Origin of the sequence: Sphaerotilus sp. (assembly GCF_041083715.1) — a bacterium.
In the GTDB taxonomy this organism is placed as follows: Bacteria; Pseudomonadota; Gammaproteobacteria; order Burkholderiales; family Burkholderiaceae_C; genus Sphaerotilus.
Genome location: NZ_JBFPGY010000373.1, coordinates 1 through 17008, shown reverse-complemented (window position 1 = coordinate 17008; position 17008 = coordinate 1). Strand labels below are relative to the sequence as shown.

The 17008-nt window shown below is 67.1% G+C and carries 17 protein-coding genes; 10 read left to right on the top strand and 7 right to left on the bottom strand.

The window, feature by feature from the left end; translation table 11 throughout:
- From AB3X43_RS17625 to groES, 3 genes are all read right to left on the bottom strand, one after another.
- Positions 1-89: pilin (locus AB3X43_RS17625; RefSeq protein ID WP_369431173.1), on the bottom strand; the 89-nt coding region annotated here is incomplete at its 3' end.
- A gap of 259 nt (positions 90-348) precedes the next feature.
- Positions 349-1998, bottom strand: a complete 1650-nt coding sequence (groL, locus tag AB3X43_RS17620) for a chaperonin GroEL (RefSeq protein WP_369431171.1) — start codon at positions 1996-1998, stop codon at positions 349-351.
- 39 nt (positions 1999-2037) lie between these two features.
- Entirely contained in the window at positions 2038-2328 is a 291-nt protein-coding gene (gene groES / locus AB3X43_RS17615) for a co-chaperone GroES (RefSeq protein WP_179634064.1), read from the bottom strand.
- 182 nt (positions 2329-2510) lie between these two features.
- Between groES and AB3X43_RS17610 the strand changes: the two genes are divergently transcribed.
- Positions 2511-3845, top strand: coding sequence for a DUF3422 family protein (locus tag AB3X43_RS17610; RefSeq protein WP_369431170.1), 1335 nt, complete (start codon positions 2511-2513; stop codon positions 3843-3845).
- 44 nt (positions 3846-3889) lie between these two features.
- On the opposite strand, the gene AB3X43_RS17605 is transcribed toward AB3X43_RS17610, so the two are convergent.
- On the bottom strand, positions 3890-4390 hold the full coding sequence (locus tag AB3X43_RS17605; protein WP_369431169.1) for an outer membrane lipoprotein: 501 nt from the start codon (positions 4388-4390) through the stop codon (positions 3890-3892).
- A 36-nt stretch (positions 4391-4426) separates the two neighbouring features.
- Entirely contained in the window at positions 4427-4984 is a 558-nt protein-coding gene (locus tag AB3X43_RS17600; RefSeq protein ID WP_369431168.1) for an HNH endonuclease, read from the bottom strand.
- Between the two features lie 153 nt (positions 4985-5137).
- On the opposite strand from AB3X43_RS17600, the gene AB3X43_RS17595 reads away from it, so the two are divergent.
- The 7 genes from AB3X43_RS17595 to AB3X43_RS17565 all read left to right on the top strand — a co-directional run bounded on the left by AB3X43_RS17595 (position 5138) and on the right by AB3X43_RS17565 (position 13520).
- On the top strand, positions 5138-5788 hold the full coding sequence (locus tag AB3X43_RS17595; protein WP_369431167.1) for a TetR/AcrR family transcriptional regulator: 651 nt from the start codon (positions 5138-5140) through the stop codon (positions 5786-5788).
- Positions 5789-5883: 95 nt separating this feature from the next.
- Entirely contained in the window at positions 5884-7686 is a 1803-nt protein-coding gene (locus tag AB3X43_RS17590) for an acyl-CoA dehydrogenase C-terminal domain-containing protein (protein WP_369431166.1), read from the top strand.
- Between the two features lie 22 nt (positions 7687-7708).
- Entirely contained in the window at positions 7709-8149 is a 441-nt protein-coding gene (locus AB3X43_RS17585) for a DUF2147 domain-containing protein (RefSeq protein WP_369431165.1), read from the top strand.
- A gap of 33 nt (positions 8150-8182) precedes the next feature.
- A complete protein-coding gene (locus tag AB3X43_RS17580) occupies positions 8183-10570 on the top strand; it encodes a 3-hydroxyacyl-CoA dehydrogenase/enoyl-CoA hydratase family protein (RefSeq protein WP_369431164.1) in 2388 nt (795 codons plus the stop codon).
- Between the two features lie 13 nt (positions 10571-10583).
- On the top strand, positions 10584-11783 hold the full coding sequence (locus AB3X43_RS17575; RefSeq protein WP_369431163.1) for an acetyl-CoA C-acyltransferase: 1200 nt from the start codon (positions 10584-10586) through the stop codon (positions 11781-11783).
- Between the two features lie 144 nt (positions 11784-11927).
- Complete coding sequence (locus AB3X43_RS17570) at positions 11928-12698, top strand: enoyl-CoA hydratase (RefSeq protein ID WP_369431162.1); 771 nt, start codon at positions 11928-11930, stop codon at positions 12696-12698.
- A 51-nt stretch (positions 12699-12749) separates the two neighbouring features.
- Positions 12750-13520, top strand: coding sequence for an SGNH/GDSL hydrolase family protein (locus AB3X43_RS17565; RefSeq protein WP_369431161.1), 771 nt, complete (start codon positions 12750-12752; stop codon positions 13518-13520).
- On the opposite strand, the gene AB3X43_RS17560 is transcribed toward AB3X43_RS17565, so the two are convergent.
- Complete coding sequence (locus AB3X43_RS17560) at positions 13507-13881, bottom strand: acyl-CoA thioesterase (RefSeq protein WP_369431172.1); 375 nt, start codon at positions 13879-13881, stop codon at positions 13507-13509. The genes AB3X43_RS17565 and AB3X43_RS17560 overlap by 14 nt on opposite strands.
- A 173-nt stretch (positions 13882-14054) precedes the next feature.
- Between AB3X43_RS17560 and AB3X43_RS17555 the strand changes: the two genes are divergently transcribed.
- Positions 14055-15923 carry an ABCB family ABC transporter ATP-binding protein/permease gene (locus AB3X43_RS17555; protein ID WP_369431160.1) on the top strand — a complete coding sequence of 623 codons (1869 nt, stop codon included), beginning with the start codon at positions 14055-14057 and terminating at the stop codon, positions 15921-15923.
- On the opposite strand, the gene AB3X43_RS17550 is transcribed toward AB3X43_RS17555, so the two are convergent.
- Positions 15890-16249, bottom strand: coding sequence for a hypothetical protein (locus AB3X43_RS17550; RefSeq protein ID WP_369431159.1), 360 nt, complete (start codon positions 16247-16249; stop codon positions 15890-15892). The genes AB3X43_RS17555 and AB3X43_RS17550 overlap by 34 nt on opposite strands.
- Positions 16250-16422: 173 nt before the next feature.
- On the opposite strand from AB3X43_RS17550, the gene AB3X43_RS17545 reads away from it, so the two are divergent.
- A partial coding sequence (locus AB3X43_RS17545; protein WP_369431157.1) for a LysR family transcriptional regulator occupies positions 16423-17008 on the top strand: 586 nt, incomplete at its 3' end.

Here is a 17008-nt window from a genome sequence, read left to right as displayed (position 1 = left end):
GCCGGCAGCGCCACGGCGGCCAAGATGCCGATGATGGCCACGACGATCATCAGTTCGATCAGCGTGAAACCTTGTTGAACTCGCTTCATGTTGCTTCCTGCCATAGGTGGGTAAAGATGCTTGTACTGTGCAGGGTCCGTGCCAGCCTCGAACCACACAGGAACTGCCCGATTCATCCTCTGTTGCCTGCTGCAAGCGACGAGAAATGGTGCTCGATCCGCCCGATGCTGACAAAAAACGTCACTTCCGGCATGCCGCCAACAAGATGTGTCACCCCGCCCAGAAAAAAAGGGCCGCATCGCTGCGGCCCTTTTCGTTGTGCGCTGAGCGTTGCTCAGGCAGCGGACATTACATGTCCATGCCGCCCATGCCGCCCATGCCACCCATGCCGCCAGGCATGCCACCGGCGCCGGACTCTTCCTTCGGCGCTTCGGCGATCATGCACTCGGTGGTCAGCATCAGCGAGGCGACCGACGCGGCGTTCTGCAGCGCGGTGCGGGTGACCTTCGTCGGGTCCAGGATGCCCATGTCGATCATGTCGCCATAGGTGTCGTTGGCGGCATTGAAGCCGTAGTTGCCCGAACCGGCCAGGATGGCGTTCACGACCACGCTCGGCTCGCCACCGGCGTTGGCCACGATTTCGCGCAGCGGGGCTTCGATGGCCTTCAGGACCAGCTTGATGCCGGCGTCCTGGTCCGCGTTGTCGCCAGCGATGACGCCAGCAGCTTGACGCGCACGCAGCAGGGCCACGCCGCCACCCGCCACGATGCCTTCTTCGACGGCGGCACGGGTCGCGTGCAGCGCGTCTTCGACACGGGCCTTCTTTTCCTTCATCTCGACTTCGGTGGCAGCACCGACCTTGATGACGGCAACGCCACCAGCCAGCTTGGCCACGCGCTCTTGCAGCTTCTCGCGGTCGTAGTCGCTCGACGCTTCTTCGATCTGGATGCGGATCTGCTTGACGCGCGCTTCGATGATGTCGGCGGTACCGGCACCATCGATGATGATGGTGTTTTCCTTGCCCACTTCGACGCGCTTGGCCTGGCCGAGGTCAGCCAGCGTGACCTTGTCCAGCGACATGCCGACTTCTTCGGCGATGACCTTGCCGCCCGTCAGGATGGCGATGTCTTCCAGCATGGCCTTGCGGCGGTCGCCGAAGCCCGGTGCCTTGACAGCGACAACCTTCAGGATGCCGCGGATGGTGTTCACCACCAGCGTGGCCAGCGCTTCGCCGTCCACGTCTTCAGCGACGATCAACAGCGGGCGGCCGGCCTTGGCGACCTGCTCCAGCGTCGGCAGCAGGTCACGGATGTTGGATACCTTCTTGTCGTACAGCAGCACGAAGGGGTTGTCCAGGATCGCCGACTGCTTTTCCGGGTTGTTGATGAAGTACGGCGACAGGTAGCCGCGGTCGAACTGCATGCCCTCGACGATGTCGAGTTCGTTGTCCAGCGACTTGCCGTCTTCGACGGTGATGACGCCTTCCTTGCCGACCTTGTCCATCGCCTTGGCGATGATCTCGCCGATCGACGAGTCGCTGTTGGCGGAGATCGAGCCGACCTGGCTGATTTCCTTGGTCGTCGTGGTGGCCTTCGAGGCAGCCTTCAGCTGGGCGACCAGGGCGGTGACCGCCTTGTCGATGCCGCGCTTCAGGTCCATCGGGTTCATGCCGGCGGCCACGTACTTCATGCCTTCGCGCACGATGGCTTGCGCCAGCACGGTGGCGGTGGTGGTGCCATCACCGGCGTTGTCGGAGGTCTTGGAAGCGACTTCCTTGACCATCTGCGCGCCCATGTTCTGCAGCTTGTCCTTCAGTTCGACTTCCTTGGCGACCGACACACCGTCCTTGGTCACGGTCGGGGCGCCGAACGAGCGCTCCAGAACGACGTTGCGACCCTTGGGGCCCAGCGTGACCTTGACCGCATTGGCCAGGATGTTCACGCCTTCAACCATGCGGTGACGGGCATCTGCACCAAAAATAACGTCTTTAGCTGCCATGTTCTGACTCCGGAATCTTGAATGAATGAAGGGACGGGATTACTTGCCGACGACGGCGAAGAGGTCTTCTTCGCGCATCACGAGCAGTTCGTCGCCATCGACCTTGACCGACTGGCCGCTGTACTTGCCGAACAGCACGCGATCGCCGACCGCCACGTTCAGGGCGATGAAGTCGCCCTTGTCGTTGCGCTTGCCCGGGCCGACGGCCAGCACTTCACCCTGATCGGGCTTCTCTGCGGCGTTGTCGGGGATCACGATGCCCGAGGCAGTCTTGGTTTCTTGTTCCAGACGCTTGACGATGACGCGGTCGTGCAGAGGACGAAGTTTCATTGCATCTCCTAGATACAGAGCAAATTCAGTGGGTGGGTGACTAGCACTCACCCATGGCGAGTGCTAACAGAACTGATTATAGGAACGGACCCGGCGCTTTCAAGAGGGGCGTCGCAGAGAAACCGCTAATCTTCTGGGGCTGCTCCCGGCCTGCTCCTCCGTGCTCTTCGCATGACATGCCCATGAACACCCTGCCCGACGCCCGAACCGCCCTGCCCCCGGACGATGATCTCCGCGCAATCCTGCACAACGAGGTCCATGCACGGCCAACGGCGCGCATCCGGCTGCCGGCACTGGTGGTCTATGTCGCCGTGCTGAACGAGGGCGTGCGCCGGGAAGACGAGTGGGCGCACCTGAAGCGCCTGCCCGGCCAGGACGGCCTGCGGCTGGCCGAACTGAGCAACAGCTTCCTGCGCATCCGCCTGGGCAACTGCACCCTCAAGTGGGAGCGCCACAGCGAGTTCACCCGCTACTCGATCGTGCAGGCGCTGCCCGAAGGCGCCGGCCTGGACGCCTCCGAGTCGCCCGCGCTGGACACCCTGACGGTCGATGCGGACTGGCTGCGCACCATCCCGGGCCGCACCGTGGCGGCCATCAAGCTGGCGATGGTGGTCGGCGACATCTCGAACGCACCCGCCGCCGCGCGCCTGGGCCAGCAGTGGCTGGGCGGGCGCAGCGTGGTGGCCTCGATCATGGGCACCTTCGGCCATTCGATCGCGGTGACGACCTTCCGGCTGCGCGACAGCGGCTTCGAGCACATGCTGGTCATCGCGCCGGCCAGCACCACCGAGACACGCGCCGGCCGCATCTCGCAGCGCCTGCTGGAGCTGGAGACCTACCGCCTGATGGCGCTGCGCGGCCTGCCGGCGGCCAAGTCGCTGGCGCCGATGCTGGGTGAGGCCGAAGCGGCGCTGGCTGACATCACCGCCCGGCTGGAGAACAAGCAGGCCACCGACCAGGAACTGCTCGACACGCTGGTGGCGCTGGCCGCCAAGGTCGAGCGCGCCACCGCGGTCCACCAGTACCGCTTCTCCGCCACGCAGGCCTACCACGCCATCGTCGGCCAGCGCATCGCCGAGCTGCGCGAGAAGCCCATCTCCGGCACGCAGGGGATCGGCGAGTTCATGCAGCGCCGGCTGACGCCCGCCATCGCGACGGTGGCCGCCACCGCACAGCGACTGGCGGCGCTCTCCCAGCGCATCGAGCGCGCCGGCGGCCTGCTGCGCACGCGGGTGGACATCGCCACCGAGACGCAGAACCAGCAGCTTCTGGCCCAGCTCACGCGCGGGCAGGAGCTTCAGCTCAAGCTGCAATCGACGGTGGAAGGGCTGTCGATCGCGGCAATCTCGTACTACGTGATGAGCCTGCTGTACTACGGAGCGAAGGCGGCCAAGGTTGCGGGTGTTCCAGTGAACCCGGACCTGTTCGCCGGAGCGATGATTCCGCTGGTGCTGTGGGCCGTCTGGACCACGACCCGGCGCATCCACAAGCGCCTGCATGCGGAGCAACCGCACTGACAGAACAGGAGGCGGGCGACCGCGACCAGGCCCGCACCGCAGCGTCAGCGTGCCGGCATGGTGGCGGGGACGGCGGCATTGCCCGGCGTCACGGCCTTCATCACGCGCGTCTTGCCACCGGTCGAGACCAGGATCACCGCCTCACCAGGCACGAAGGTTTCGTTGCCCTTGGCCTGCACCAGCGCGCGGCGCTCGCCGCTGGGCAGTTGCAGCAGGATCTCGACCGCTTCCTCGCGCGTGCCGAAACGCTCGATCGAGTTGCCGATGACCGCGCCCGCCACCGCGCCGAGCACGCCGACCACCATCCCCTCGCGCCGCCCACCCACCGTGCTGCCGGCGATGCCCCCGACGACGGCACCCGAGCTGCCGCCGATGCCCTGCTGCTGCCCCTCCACGACGACGGGACGCACATTGAGGACCACCGCGTCCTGCACGGTGGAGAGACGCTGTGCGTCACCTGGGCGGATCACGTCCGGGCTGGTGGTGCTGCAGGCGCCGAGCAGGAGTGCAGCGGCGGCCACGGTGGTGATGAAGAGTGCTTTCATGGTGGAACCTGTGCGTATTCAGAGTCGTTGGTCTGTTCAGCCATGCAACCGGCTGTGGCGGGGCACACCGGCGAGCAGAAATTCCATCTGGTCCATGACGATGCGCCGCCCCTTGAGGATCATGTCTTCATGCAGGCTGGGTATGTACGGAAGGTAAAGCAATTCCATGCCGCATTCCTGCACCAGCCGATTGCCCTTGCGGCCGTTGCAGCCGCGGCAGGCGGTGATGCAGTTCATCCACGAGTCCTCTCCGCCACGCGACGTCGGGACGATGTGCTCGCGGGTCAGGTGGTCGTCATGACCGTACTGGCCGCAATAGGCACAGAGATGGCGGTCGCGGGCGAACAGCTTGGGATTGGTCAGTGCAGGCACCTGGCGCCAGGCCCGTGTCGGCACGGTGCCGCGCACGGCGATGATCGGATGCAGTTCCAGCCGCGACTGCAGGCCGCTGATCCGCTGGATGCCGCCACGCAGCACCAGGCATGGCTCGCCCACTGTCCACGCGACCTCATCGCAGACATAGAGGTTGGCCGCCTCCCGGGGTGTAATCCAGGCCTGAGGGCGACCCGAAATATCGAGTTGCAGCACGTCCATGGCAAGATCCTCGCGTGAGCATAGAGCAGACCGTGCGAGGATGCCCATGCGAACCAGACTAGAGTTTTGACTCTAGGCAAACGAGGGTCGTCCGCAGTGGCTCTTCGGGTTTCTTCGATCAGAATAGAACGGTCGTTCGTTTTATTCCACACCGTGACCTCTACTCCACTCGCCGTCACCCGGCCTGCCCGATCCGGCGCACGTGCGGCCCACAAGGGCCAGCAGACACGCGCCTCGATCCTGGACGCAGCCCTGAGCCTGGCGTCGCAGAAGGGGCTGGAGGGGCTGTCGATCGGCACACTGGCCGACATCACCGGCATGAGCAAGTCCGGCGTCTTCGCGCACTTCGGTTCCCGCGAGGAACTGCAGATGTCGGTCATCCGCGAGTACCACGCGCGCTTCGAGGAAGAGGTGTTCTACCCCTCGCTGCGCGAGCCGCGCGGCTTGCCTCGGCTGGAGGCGATGTTTCGCCGCTGGCTGGCGCGGGTCAGCATCGAGATCGACTCGGGTTGCATCTACATCAGCGGCGCCGTCGAGTTCGATGACCGGCCCGGCCCGGTCCGCGATGCGCTGGCCGACATGGTGCGCACTTGGCACACCGGCCTGCACCGCGCCATCACCATGGCGCGGGAAGAAGGCCACTTGCGCGCCGACACCGATGCGCGCCAGATGCTGTTCGAGCTGCACGGGCTGGTGCTGGCGCTGCACCACGATGCCCGCTTCCTGCGCACCCCGGGTTCGGTCCAGCGGGCCGAACAGGGGTTCCTGAATGTGCTGGCCCGCTACCGGGCACTGCCCAGTTGATCTTTCGAGTGCCTGGCAGCCCGCCTTGGGTGCCGGCCTTGCGCTTGCTGACGTTCTGATTCACCCCGATCACCGCCTTCGTCGAGGAGACCGACATGCCCCAGTACAACCCGCCCTTGCGCGACCTGCAATTTGTCCTGCACGAACTCGTGCAGGTCACCGAGACCTTCAAGGACATGCCTGTCCACGCCGAGGTCGATGTCGACACGGTCAACGCCATCCTGGAAGAAGGTGGCAAGTTCGCCGCGCAGGTGGTGTTCCCGCTCAACCGCAGCGGCGACGAGGAAGGCTGCACGCTCGACAAGGCGACCCACGAGGTGCGCACGCCCAAGGGCTACAAGGAAGCCTATGCGCAGTACGTCGCAGGCGGATGGGCGGCGCTGAGCTGCGACCCGGCCTACGGCGGCCAGGGCCTGCCGCATGTGGTGAACCAGTGCATCTACGAGATGCTCAACAGCGCCAACCAGGCGTGGACGATGTACCCGGGCCTGTCGCACGGCGCCTATGAAAGCCTGCACGCCCACGGCACGCCCGAGCAGAAGGCCACCTACCTGCCCAAGCTGAGCAGCGGCGAGTGGACCGGGACGATGTGCCTGACCGAGCCGCACTGCGGCACCGATCTCGGCCTGCTGCGCACCAAGGCGGAACCGCTGGGCGATGGCACGTACAAGATCAACGGCGCCAAGATCTTCATCTCCGCCGGCGAGCACGACATGGTGGACAACATCATTCACCTCGTGCTGGCCCGCCTGCCGGACGCCCCGAGCGGCTCGAAAGGCATCTCGCTGTTCCTGGTGCCCAAGTTCCACGTCAACGCGGACGGCTCGCTCGGCGGACGCAACGGCATCTTCTGCGCCGGCCTCGAACACAAGATGGGCATCACCAGCAACGCGACCGCGCAACTGGTGCTCGAAGACGCGGTGGGCACGCTGGTCGGCCAGCCGAACAAGGGCCTGGCCGCGATGTTCGTGATGATGAACGCGGCCCGCCTGGGCGTCGGCATGCAGTCGCTCGGCCTGACCGAAGTGGCCTACCAGAACGCCGTCGCCTACGCCAAGGACCGCCTGCAGATGCGCGCCCTGTCCGGCCCGAAAGCCCCGGAGAAGGCCGCCGATCCCATCATCGTGCACCCCGATGTGCGCAAGATGCTGCTGACCGCCCGCGCCTACGCCGAAGCGGGCCGCGCGCTGTGCGTCCACACGGCGCTGATGCTCGACCAGGAGATCAGCCACCCGGACGAGGCCGTGCGCCAGTCGTCCGCTGATGAAGTCGCGCTGCTGACGCCGATCATCAAGGCCTTCCTGACCGACAACGGCTGGATCGCCACCTCGCACTGCATGCAGGTCTTCGGCGGCCACGGCTACATCCGCGAATGGGGCATGGAGCAGTACGTGCGCGATGCCCGCATCAACATGATCTACGAGGGCACGAACACCATCCAGTCGCTCGACCTGCTGGGCCGCAAGGTGCTCGCCGACAACGGCAAGAAGCTCAAGGCGTTTGGCCGGAAGGTGGCCGAATTCGTCGAGGACGCCGGACTGCGCGACGACATGCAGGAGTTCGTCAACCCGCTGGCCGACCTCGGCGACAAGGTGACCAAGCTGACGACCGAGCTGGGCATGAAGGCGTTCGGCAACCCGGACGAGGTGGGCGCGGCGGCGGTCGATTACCTGCGCGTGGTCGGGCACCTGGTGTTCGCCTACCTCTGGGCGCGCATGGCCATGATTGCGCTGGACCGGCTGAAGGAGCAAGGTGCCAGCCCGGACCCGTTCTACGTCGCCAAGCTGCACACCGCCCGCTTCTACTTCGCCAAGCTGCTGCCGGAAACGGCGTCGCTGATCCGTACCGCCCGCGCCGGCCTCGCGCCGCTGATGGCGATGGACGAGTCGATGTTCTGACCCTGCAGGAAAGGAACCCGCCATGAGAACCACCCTGATCGCCCTCACGCTGGCCGGCGCCTCGCTCGCTGCCGCCGCGCAGTCCACGCCCGCCGGCCTGTGGAAAACCATCGACGACGACGGCAAGACCGAGAAGTCGCTGGTGCGCATCACCGACACCGCGGGCACCTTCTCCGCCAAGGTCGAGAAGGTCTTTGACCCGGCCAAGCAGGACGCCCGCTGCGAGAAGTGCAGCGACGAGCGCAAGGACCAGCCCATCCTCGGCATGACCATCATCAAGGGCGTGCGGGCCAGCCTCGACGACAAGACGCTGTGGGACGGCGGCGAGATCCTCGACCCCAACAACGGCAAGACCTACAAGGTCCGCATGAAGCCGGTCGAGGGCGGCAGGCAGATGGAACTGCGCGGCTACATCGGCGTGCCGATGCTGGGCCGCACGCAGACCTGGATCCGCGTCGAATAACAGACAAGACCCCGAACCCCGAAGGAAGTCCCCATGAGCCGTTTCAATGTCCGCCAGGTCGCCGTGCTCGGCGCCGGCGTGATGGGCGCGCAGATCGCCGCGCATCTGGTCAACGTCAAGGTGCCGGTCATCCTGTTCGACCTGCCCGCCAAGGAAGGCCCGAAGAGCGCCATCGCGCAGAAGGCCATCGACAACCTCAAGAAGCTCAAGCCGGCGCCGCTCGGCGTGAGCGAGGACGCCGCCCGCATCCGCGCCGCGAACTACGAGGAGCACCTGGACCTGCTGCAGGACTGCGACCTCGTGATCGAGGCCATCGCCGAGCGCATGGACTGGAAGCACGACCTCTACGCGAAGATCGCGCCCTTCATCGCACCGCACGCGATCCTCGCCTCGAACACCTCCGGCCTGTCGATCACGACGCTGTCGGACGGCCTGCCCGAAGCGCTGAAGCCGCGTTTCTGCGGCATCCACTTCTTCAACCCGCCGCGGTACATGTACCTGGTGGAGCTGATCCCGACCCCAAGCACCGAGGCGCGTTACCTCGACCAGCTCGAAACCTTCGTCACCTCGACCGTCGGCAAGGGCGTCGTGCGCGCCAAGGACACGCCGAACTTCATCGCCAACCGCGTCGGCATCGCCGGCATGCTGGCGACGATGCACGAGGCGGACCAGTTCGGCCTGAGCGTCGATCTGGTCGATGACCTGACAGGCAAGAAGTTCGGCCGCGCCAGCTCCGGCACCTTCCGCACCGCGGACGTGGTCGGGCTGGACACGATGGCCCACGTCATCAAGACGCTGCAGGACAACCTCAGCGACGGCAGCGACCCGTTCTATGCCAGCTACGCGACGCCGCCGGTGCTGTCGGCGCTGATCGCCAAGGGGGCGCTGGGGCAGAAGGTTGGCGCGGGGTTCTACAAGAAGGTCGGCCGCGACATCCTGCGCCTCGACGCGGCCAAGGGCGAGTACGTGCCTTCGGGGGGCAAGGCCGATCCGATCATCGACCGCATCCTGAAGAAGCCCGCCGCCGAACGCCTGAAGCTGCTGCGCGAATCCAGCAACCCGCAGGCGCAGTTCCTGTGGGCGATCCTGCGCGACGGGTTCCACTACGCTGCGGTGCATCTGGCGACGATCGCCGACTCGGCGCGTGAAGTGGACTTCGCGATGCGCTGGGGCTTCGGCGCGAAGCAAGGGCCGTTCGAGCTGTGGCAGGAAGCCGGCTGGCAGCAGGTTGCCAAATGGGTGCAGGAGGACATCGACGCCGGCAAGGCGCTGTGCAACGCGCCGCTGCCCGCCTGGGTGTTCGACGGCCGCACGGGGGTTCACACGCCGGAAGGCTCGTGGTCTGCCGCCGCTGGTGCCTACGTGCCGCGCTCGTCGCTGCCCGTCTACCAGCGCCAGCATTTCCCCGAGAGCCTCGTCGGCGGTGGCGCGGTCGATCCGCTCAAGAGCGGCACCGAGGTGTTCCGCAACGAGGAGGTGCGCGTCTGGACGCTGGACGGCGAGGTGCTGATCGCCAGCATCACCGCCAAGCTGCACCTGATCAGCCCGACCGTGACCGAGGGGCTGCTGAAGGCGGTCGAGCTGGCCGAGGCGGGGTACCAGGGCCTGGTGATCTGGTCGCCGGACGACGTGTTCTCGGCGGGCGCGAACCTCGAATCGCTGATGCCGGTGTTCATGAAGCTCGGCGCCAAGGGCATCGCGCCCGAGGAAAAGAAGCTGCAGGACATGATGCTGCGCGTGCGCTACGCCAGCGTGCCGGTGATCGCGGCGGTGCGCGGCATGGCGCTGGGCGGCGGCTGCGAGCTGGCGGTCTACTCGGCACAGCGGGTCGCGGCGATGGAGAGCTATGTCGGGCTGGTCGAGGTCGGCGTCGGGCTGGTGCCGGGCGGCGGCGGACTGGCCTACATCGCACGCCGGGCTGCCGAACGGGCAGCGAGCGTGCCGGGCAGCGACCTGCTCGCCTTCGTCAAGGACGGTTTCCAGGCCGCAGCCATGGCGACGGTGGGCACCAGCGCCATCGAGTCGCGCAAGCTCGGCTACCTGCTGGACAGCGACATCATCGTGCCGAACAAGGACGAGCTGCTGCACGTCGCGATCAGCCAGGCCAAGGCGCTGGCCAACGCCGGCTACCGCGCCCCGGCCAAGGCGCTGTTCCCGGTCGCCGGGCGCAGCGCGATCGCCACCATCAAGGCGAGCCTCGTGGCGATGCGCGACGGCGGCTTCATCAGCGCCCACGATTTCCACATCGCCAGCCGGATCGCCGACGTGGTCTGCGGCGGCGAGGTGGACGCGGGCACCCTCGTCACCGAGGAGTACCTGATGGCGCTGGAACGCAAGCACTTCTGCGCGCTGCTCGAACACCCCAAGTCCCAGGAACGCATCATGGGCATGCTGCAGACCGGCAAGCCGGTGCGGAACTGAACGGAGCCATTCCATGAGCAAACAACTGCAAGACGCCTACATCGTCGCCGCCAGCCGCACCCCGATCGGCCGTTCGCACCGCGGCTTCTTCCGCAACACCCGCCCGGATGACCTGCTGGTCGCCGCGCTGCGGGGCGCGCTGGCCCAGGTGCCGACGCTGGACCCGAAGGCCATCGAGGACGCCATCATCGGCTGCGCGATGCCGGAAGGCCCGCAAGGCTTGAACATGGCCCGCGTCGGCGCGCTGCTAGCAGGGTTGCCGAACTCGGTGGGCGGCATCACCGTCAACCGCTTCTGCGCCTCCGGCCTGAGCGCGATCCAGATGGCCGCCGACCGCATCCGCGTGGGCGAGGCCGACGTGATGATCGCGGGCGGCGCCGAGAGCATGAGCATGGTGCCGATGAGCGGCAACTCGCCGAGCTTCAACCCGAGCATCTTCGACAAGGACGAGAACGTCGGCATCGCCTACGGCATGGGCCTGACCGCGGAGAAGGTGGCGAACCAGTGGAAGGTCAGCCGCGAGGCGCAGGATGCCTTCGCGCTCGCCTCGCACCAGAAGGCGCTGGCCGCGCAGGCCGCCGGCGAGTTCACCGACGAGATCACGCCGGTCGAGGTCACCGAGCGCACGCCGGACCTGAACACGGGCGAGATCTCGACCCGCAGTCGCACCGTGCGGCTCGACGAAGGCCCGCGTGCCGACACCTCGCTCGAAGGCCTGGCCAAGCTCAAGACGGTCTTTGCCGCCAAGGGCAGTGTCACCGCGGGTAACAGCTCGCAGACCAGCGACGGCGCGGGCGCGCTGATCCTGGCGAGCGAAAAGGCGGTGCGCCAGTTCGACCTGAAGCCGCTGGCGCGCTTCGTCAGCTACGCCAGCCGGGGCGTGCCACCGGAGATCATGGGCATCGGCCCGATCGAGGCGATCCCGGCCGCGCTGCGCAACGCCGGGCTGACGCTGGACCAGATGGACTGGATCGAACTGAACGAGGCGTTCGCCGCGCAGGCGCTGGCCGTGATCAACACCGTGGGACTCGATCCGAGCAAGGTCAACCGCATGGGCGGCGCCATCGCCCTGGGCCACCCGCTGGGCGCGACCGGCGCGATCCGGGCCGCCACCATCGTGCATGCGCTGCGCCGGCACGACCTGCAGTACGGCATGCTGACGATGTGCGTCGGCACAGGACAAGGCGCGGCCGGGATCTTCGAGCGCGTCTGAGCGTCGCCGGATGTCGCCGGGATCACCCTGCTGAATCCAGCCGCCCACCGTCCGGTGCGGCGGCTTTTTTGTTTCACACGCAACAAGCCGTCGTGATTGACCACGACGGCGCATTTACCATCCACAGTTGCCCGAGGAGACCCCATGAGCACCAGCATCAAGACCGCCACCTTCAACGGCGTGGCCACCATCGAGATCGCCCGCCCCGAGAAGAAGAACGCGCTGACCATGGCCATGTACACCGCCATGGCCGACGCGCTGCATGCCGCACAGGCGGATGGTGCGGTGCGCGCGATCCTGATCACCGGGCAGCCGGGCGTATTCACCTCGGGCAACGACCTGGAGGACTTCATGCAGCGCCCGCCGCAGGGCATGGACTCGCCGGTCTTTCAGTTCATGCTGGCGCTGCTGGAGTGCGAGAAGCCGGTGATCGCTGCGGTCACGGGCGCAGCGATCGGCATCGGCACGACCATGCTGCTGCACTGCGATTTTGTCTACGTGAGCGACGAGGCGCGGCTGGCGATGCCCTTCGTCGGGCTGGGCCTCGTGCCGGAATATGGCTCCAGCCTGCTGGTGTCGCAGCTGGTGGGCCATGCCAAGGCGGCCGAGAAGCTGCTGCTGGGTGATCCGTTCACCGGGGCGGATGCGGTGGAGTGCGGCCTGGCCAACGCCGTGCTGCCGACCGGCGAGGTGGTCAACCATGCCCGCCGTGTCGCCGAGCGCTTCAACACGCTGCCGCCGGGCGCCGTGCGCGACAGCAAGCGGCTGATGCGCGCACCGCAGCGCGAACAGGTGCGGGCCGTCATCGCCAGCGAGGCGGCGATCTTCTCCGAGCGGCTGCGCAGCCCCGAGGCGCAGGAAGCCTTCCAGGCCTTCTTCCAGAAGCGCAAGCCCGATTTTTCGTCGTTCACCTGAACACCCACCCGACTGCCCACGGACGCGCCGCCCGAGCGCGACAACCTGCCGATGCCCACCTTCACCGCCGCCAAAGTAGCCCTGTCACCCCTGCTGCTCTGGCAGGGCCGGCAGGTGCGCCGGGAAGCCCCTCGCCTGCCGGAAGCCAGCGGTCCGCGCCTCGGTCTGGCCGGCATGGACCGCCACAGCGGCGCGATGCCCCGGCTGCGGGTGCTGATCGTGGGCGACTCGTCGGGGGCGGGAGTCGGGGCCGCGACGCAGAGCGAAGCCCTCGCCGGCCGGCTGAGCCAGGCGCTGACACGGCGGCTCAAGGCGCCGATCGCCTGGCAGCTCGTCGCGCGCACCGGCTGGACCACGGCGGACGCGGTCTCGGCGCTGCGCGAGCTGGCAGCGCGGGGCAGGTTGCCGCCGGCCGACGTGATGGTGATGGCACTCGGCGTGAACGACACCGTCAGCCAGACCAGCCCGCGGCGCTGGACGGCACACCTCGACGCGCTCGAAGCCTGCGCGCGTGACCTGGCCGGCGTGCACCAGATCGTGGCCACGGCCGTGCCACCGATGCACCTGTTTCCGCTGCTGCCGCAGCCGCTGCGCTGGGTGCTGGGCCGCTCGGCACAGGCCCTGGACGCGGCCCTGGTGCAGTGGACCGCCGACTCGGGCACGCGGGCCTATCTCGAGTTGCCGTACGACCCCGCCCGCGACGATGTGCGCGAACTGATGGCCAGCGACGGCTTCCACCCCGGTCCACAGCTCTACCAGCGCTGGGGCGAAGCGCTCGCCCTGCAGATCGCCGCGGACTACCAGCCGCTCATGCGCCCGTGACGGGAGCCGGTGCCGGTGCCGGCCCGATCGGCCGCGGCCGGCCGTTGCGGTCGATGGCGACGTAGGTCAGGTTGGCCTCCGTCACCTTGACCGTCTGCGGGTCGGCCGGGTTGCGCTCGGCGTAGACCTCGACGTGCACGGTCACCGAGGTGTTGCCGATGCGCTCGACCGTGGCATAGAAGCTCAGCAGGTCGCTCACCGACACGGCCTGCTTGAAAATGAACTGGTTGACCGCCACCGTGGTGATGCGGCCCCGGGCGATGCGCGCCGGCAGGACCGCACCGGCAATGTCGACCTGCGCCATGATCCAGCCACCGAAGATGTCGCCGTTGCCATTGGCGTCAGACGGCATCGGCATCATCCGCAGGACCAATTCGCGCTGGTGCGAGCCGGGATCGCCGCCATGCACAGGCGGCGGGCCTGAAAAACGCGGGTTGTTCGCTTCGTTCACACTCATGGATGGCCCCTCGATCGTCTCGGTCACAGGCGCCATTCTTTCATCAAGCCCACCACCCGTCCCGAACCCCGCCCACGATGCGCCGACCTTCCTCGATCGAACCCGCTCCGGCCGACCCCGCCGGCATGCCCCGCAGCGACTGGAGCACGCTGAAGCGCCTCGGCCCCTACCTGTGGGAGTACCGCGTCCGCATGGTGCTGGCCCTGGTGTTCGTCGTCGCAGCCAAGTCGGCCAATGTCGGCGTGCCGCTGCTGCTGAAGCAACTGGTGGACAGGCTGTCGATCCCGATCGGCGATCCGCGGGCACTGATCGTCGTGCCGCTCGGCTTGCTGCTGGCCTATGCCGGGCTGCGGCTCTCGACGACGGTCTTCACCGAGCTGCGCGAACTCGTCTTCGCCAAGGCCACCCACGGCGCCGCGCGGCGCATCGCGCTGGAGACCTTCCGGCACCTGCACGCGCTGAGCCTGCGTTTCCACCTCGACCGCCAGACCGGCGGCATGACCCGCGACATCGAGCGCGGCACGCGGGCGCTGCAGTCGCTGGTGAGCTACTCGCTCTACACCATCGTGCCGACGCTGGTCGAGCTGACGCTGGTGCTGACGCTGCTGGGCAGCCGCTTCGACATGGGCTTCGTGTGGATCACGCTGGCCGCACTGGTCGCCTACGGCACGCTGACCATCAGCCTCACCGAGTGGCGCACCCAGTTCCGCCGTGAGATGAACGAGCTGGACTCGAAGGCCCACAGCCGTGCCATCGACGCGCTGCTGAACTACGAGACCGTCAAGTACTTCAACAACGAGGACTTCGAGTCACGCCGCTACGACGAGGGCCTGGACGCCTACCGCCGCGCGCAGATCAAGTCACAGGGCACGCTGTCGCTGCTCAACGCCGGCCAGCAGTTCGTGATCGCCGCCAGCCTGGTGGCGATGCTCTGGCGCGCCACCGCCGGCGTGGTCGAGCACCGGCTGACGCTGGGCGACCTGGTGATGGTCAACGCACTGCTGATCCAGCTCTACATCCCGCTGAACTTCCTGGGCGTGCTCTACCGCGAGATCAAGCAGAGCCTGACCGACCTGGACAAGATGTTCCGCCTGATGGAGCGCGAACGCGAGATCGCCGACCGGCCCGGCGCACAGCCGCTGGCGATCGAACACGCCACCGTGCGCTTCGAAGCCGTGAACTTCGCCTACCACGCCGATCGGCCGATCCTGCACGACGTGAGCTTCGAGATCCCGGGCGGGCAGACGGTCGCGGTGGTCGGCCCGTCCGGCTCGGGCAAGAGCACGCTGGCCCGGCTGCTGTACCGCTTCTACGACGTGGACACGACAACCCCAGGCCACGGCGGCGGCCGCATCACCATCGACGGCCAGGACCTGCGCGACGTGACGCAGGACAGCGTGCGCCGCGCCATCGGCATCGTGCCGCAGGACACGGTGCTCTTCAACGACACCATCGGCTACAACATCGGCTACGGCCGACCAGGTTCGACCCAGGCGCAGATCGAGGCCGCCGCCCGCGCCGCGCACATCCACGACTTCATCGCCGCACAGCCCAAGGGCTACGACACGATGGTCGGCGAACGGGGATTGAAGCTGTCAGGCGGCGAGAAACAGCGCGTGGCCATCGCACGGACGCTGCTGAAGAACCCGCCGATCCTGATCTTCGACGAAGCCACCTCGGCACTGGACTCGGCCAACGAGCGGGCCATCCAGACGGAGCTGGCGAGTGCCGCGAAAGGCAAGACGGCGCTGGTCATCGCGCACCGGCTGAGCACGGTGGTCGATGCGTACCGCATCGTCGTGCTGCAGCACGGCCGCATCGCCGAGCAGGGCAGCCACGCGGAACTGCTGGCGCACGACGGGATCTATGCGCGGATGTGGCGCTTGCAGCAGAGCGGGCGGCCGACCGCTGATCAGTCCGCGGACTTGCTGCTGCGGCCGGTGTAGCGCGGCAGCTGCATGCCGAGTTGCCACTCGATCTGGCTGACGTGCCCCGGCGTGGTGCTGACCGCACGGAAACCCCGGCGCAGCAGCAACTGCAGATAGGCGCGATTGGCCCATGGCGCCAGCAGGATCTGGCCCAGGACCGGCAGCAGGACGCTGACGGCGACCAGGCGCCAGTCGCGGCGCCGGACCAGCTCGATCGGCCCCAGCAGCAGCACCTGCCAAGCGTAGCCCGTCGACACCAGCAGGCTCTTGCCCGTCGCGGGGTGGCGCATCTGCAAGGTGGTGTTCGGCGGTGCGGCCGGAAATTCAGAAGGAGCAGGCTTCATGGGATGGTGATCGGTCAATCCGAAACATGCAGAACGTTGATGTTACTCACGAAATAAGGGATTACCACTAATTCGAAATTGAAAAAACAGATCGTTCAGCGCATTCCAATCCAGTGCGAAACCACATGGTGTCCCCGATGCCGTGACGGGGCCAGCATCGCTACACTGGCAGCGTGGAAACCAAATGGCTCGAAGACTTCGTCAGCCTGGCCGAGACGCGCAGCTTCTCGCGTTCGGCCCAGCTGCGGCATGTGACGCAACCAGCGTTCTCGCGTCGCATCCAGGCGCTCGAAGCCTGGGCCGGGATCGACCTGGTCGACCGTTCGTCCTACCCCACCCGCCTCACCTCCGCCGGCCAGACGCTGCTGCCGCAGGCGCTGGAGATCCTGGGCTGCCTGCAGGCGGCGCGCAACCTGATGCGGGGCCACCAGACGTCGAGCCAGGACATGATCGAGTTCGCGGTGCCGCACTCGCTGGCGTTCACTTTCTTCCCGCACTGGGTGATGGAACTGCGCCAGCGCTTCGGCGCGTTCAAGAGCCGCCTGGTCGGCATGAACGTGCACGACGCCGTGATGCAGCTCACCGAAGGTTCCTGCGACCTGCTGCTGGCCTACCACCACGCCTCGCAGCCTCTGCAGCTCAACCCCGAACGCTACGAGATGCTGAGCCTGGGCACCGAGACCCTGGCGCCCTACGCGCGGGCCAATGCCGACGGTGAACCGCTGTTCCGCCTGCCCGGTCGGCCGCACGACAAGGTGC

Coding starts and splice junctions, on each gene's coding strand:
- AB3X43_RS17565 (WP_369431161.1), top strand. CDS start 12,750: ATGCCCACCTTCACCGCCGCCAAAGTAGCCCTGTCACCCCTGCTGCTC.
- AB3X43_RS17575 (WP_369431163.1), top strand. CDS start 10,584: ATGAGCAAACAACTGCAAGACGCCTACATCGTCGCCGCCAGCCGCACC.
- AB3X43_RS17590 (WP_369431166.1), top strand. CDS start 5,884: ATGCCCCAGTACAACCCGCCCTTGCGCGACCTGCAATTTGTCCTGCAC.
- AB3X43_RS17555 (WP_369431160.1), top strand. CDS start 14,055: ATGCGCCGACCTTCCTCGATCGAACCCGCTCCGGCCGACCCCGCCGGC.
- AB3X43_RS17610 (WP_369431170.1), top strand. CDS start 2,511: ATGAACACCCTGCCCGACGCCCGAACCGCCCTGCCCCCGGACGATGAT.
- AB3X43_RS17570 (WP_369431162.1), top strand. CDS start 11,928: ATGAGCACCAGCATCAAGACCGCCACCTTCAACGGCGTGGCCACCATC.
- groES (WP_179634064.1), bottom strand. CDS start 2,328: ATGAAACTTCGTCCTCTGCACGACCGCGTCATCGTCAAGCGTCTGGAA.
- AB3X43_RS17560 (WP_369431172.1), bottom strand. CDS start 13,881: ATGATGCCGATGCCGTCTGACGCCAATGGCAACGGCGACATCTTCGGT.
- AB3X43_RS17550 (WP_369431159.1), bottom strand. CDS start 16,249: ATGAAGCCTGCTCCTTCTGAATTTCCGGCCGCACCGCCGAACACCACC.
- AB3X43_RS17600 (WP_369431168.1), bottom strand. CDS start 4,984: ATGGACGTGCTGCAACTCGATATTTCGGGTCGCCCTCAGGCCTGGATT.
- groL (WP_369431171.1), bottom strand. CDS start 1,998: ATGGCAGCTAAAGACGTTATTTTTGGTGCAGATGCCCGTCACCGCATG.
- AB3X43_RS17585 (WP_369431165.1), top strand. CDS start 7,709: ATGAGAACCACCCTGATCGCCCTCACGCTGGCCGGCGCCTCGCTCGCT.
- AB3X43_RS17605 (WP_369431169.1), bottom strand. CDS start 4,390: ATGAAAGCACTCTTCATCACCACCGTGGCCGCCGCTGCACTCCTGCTC.
- AB3X43_RS17580 (WP_369431164.1), top strand. CDS start 8,183: ATGAGCCGTTTCAATGTCCGCCAGGTCGCCGTGCTCGGCGCCGGCGTG.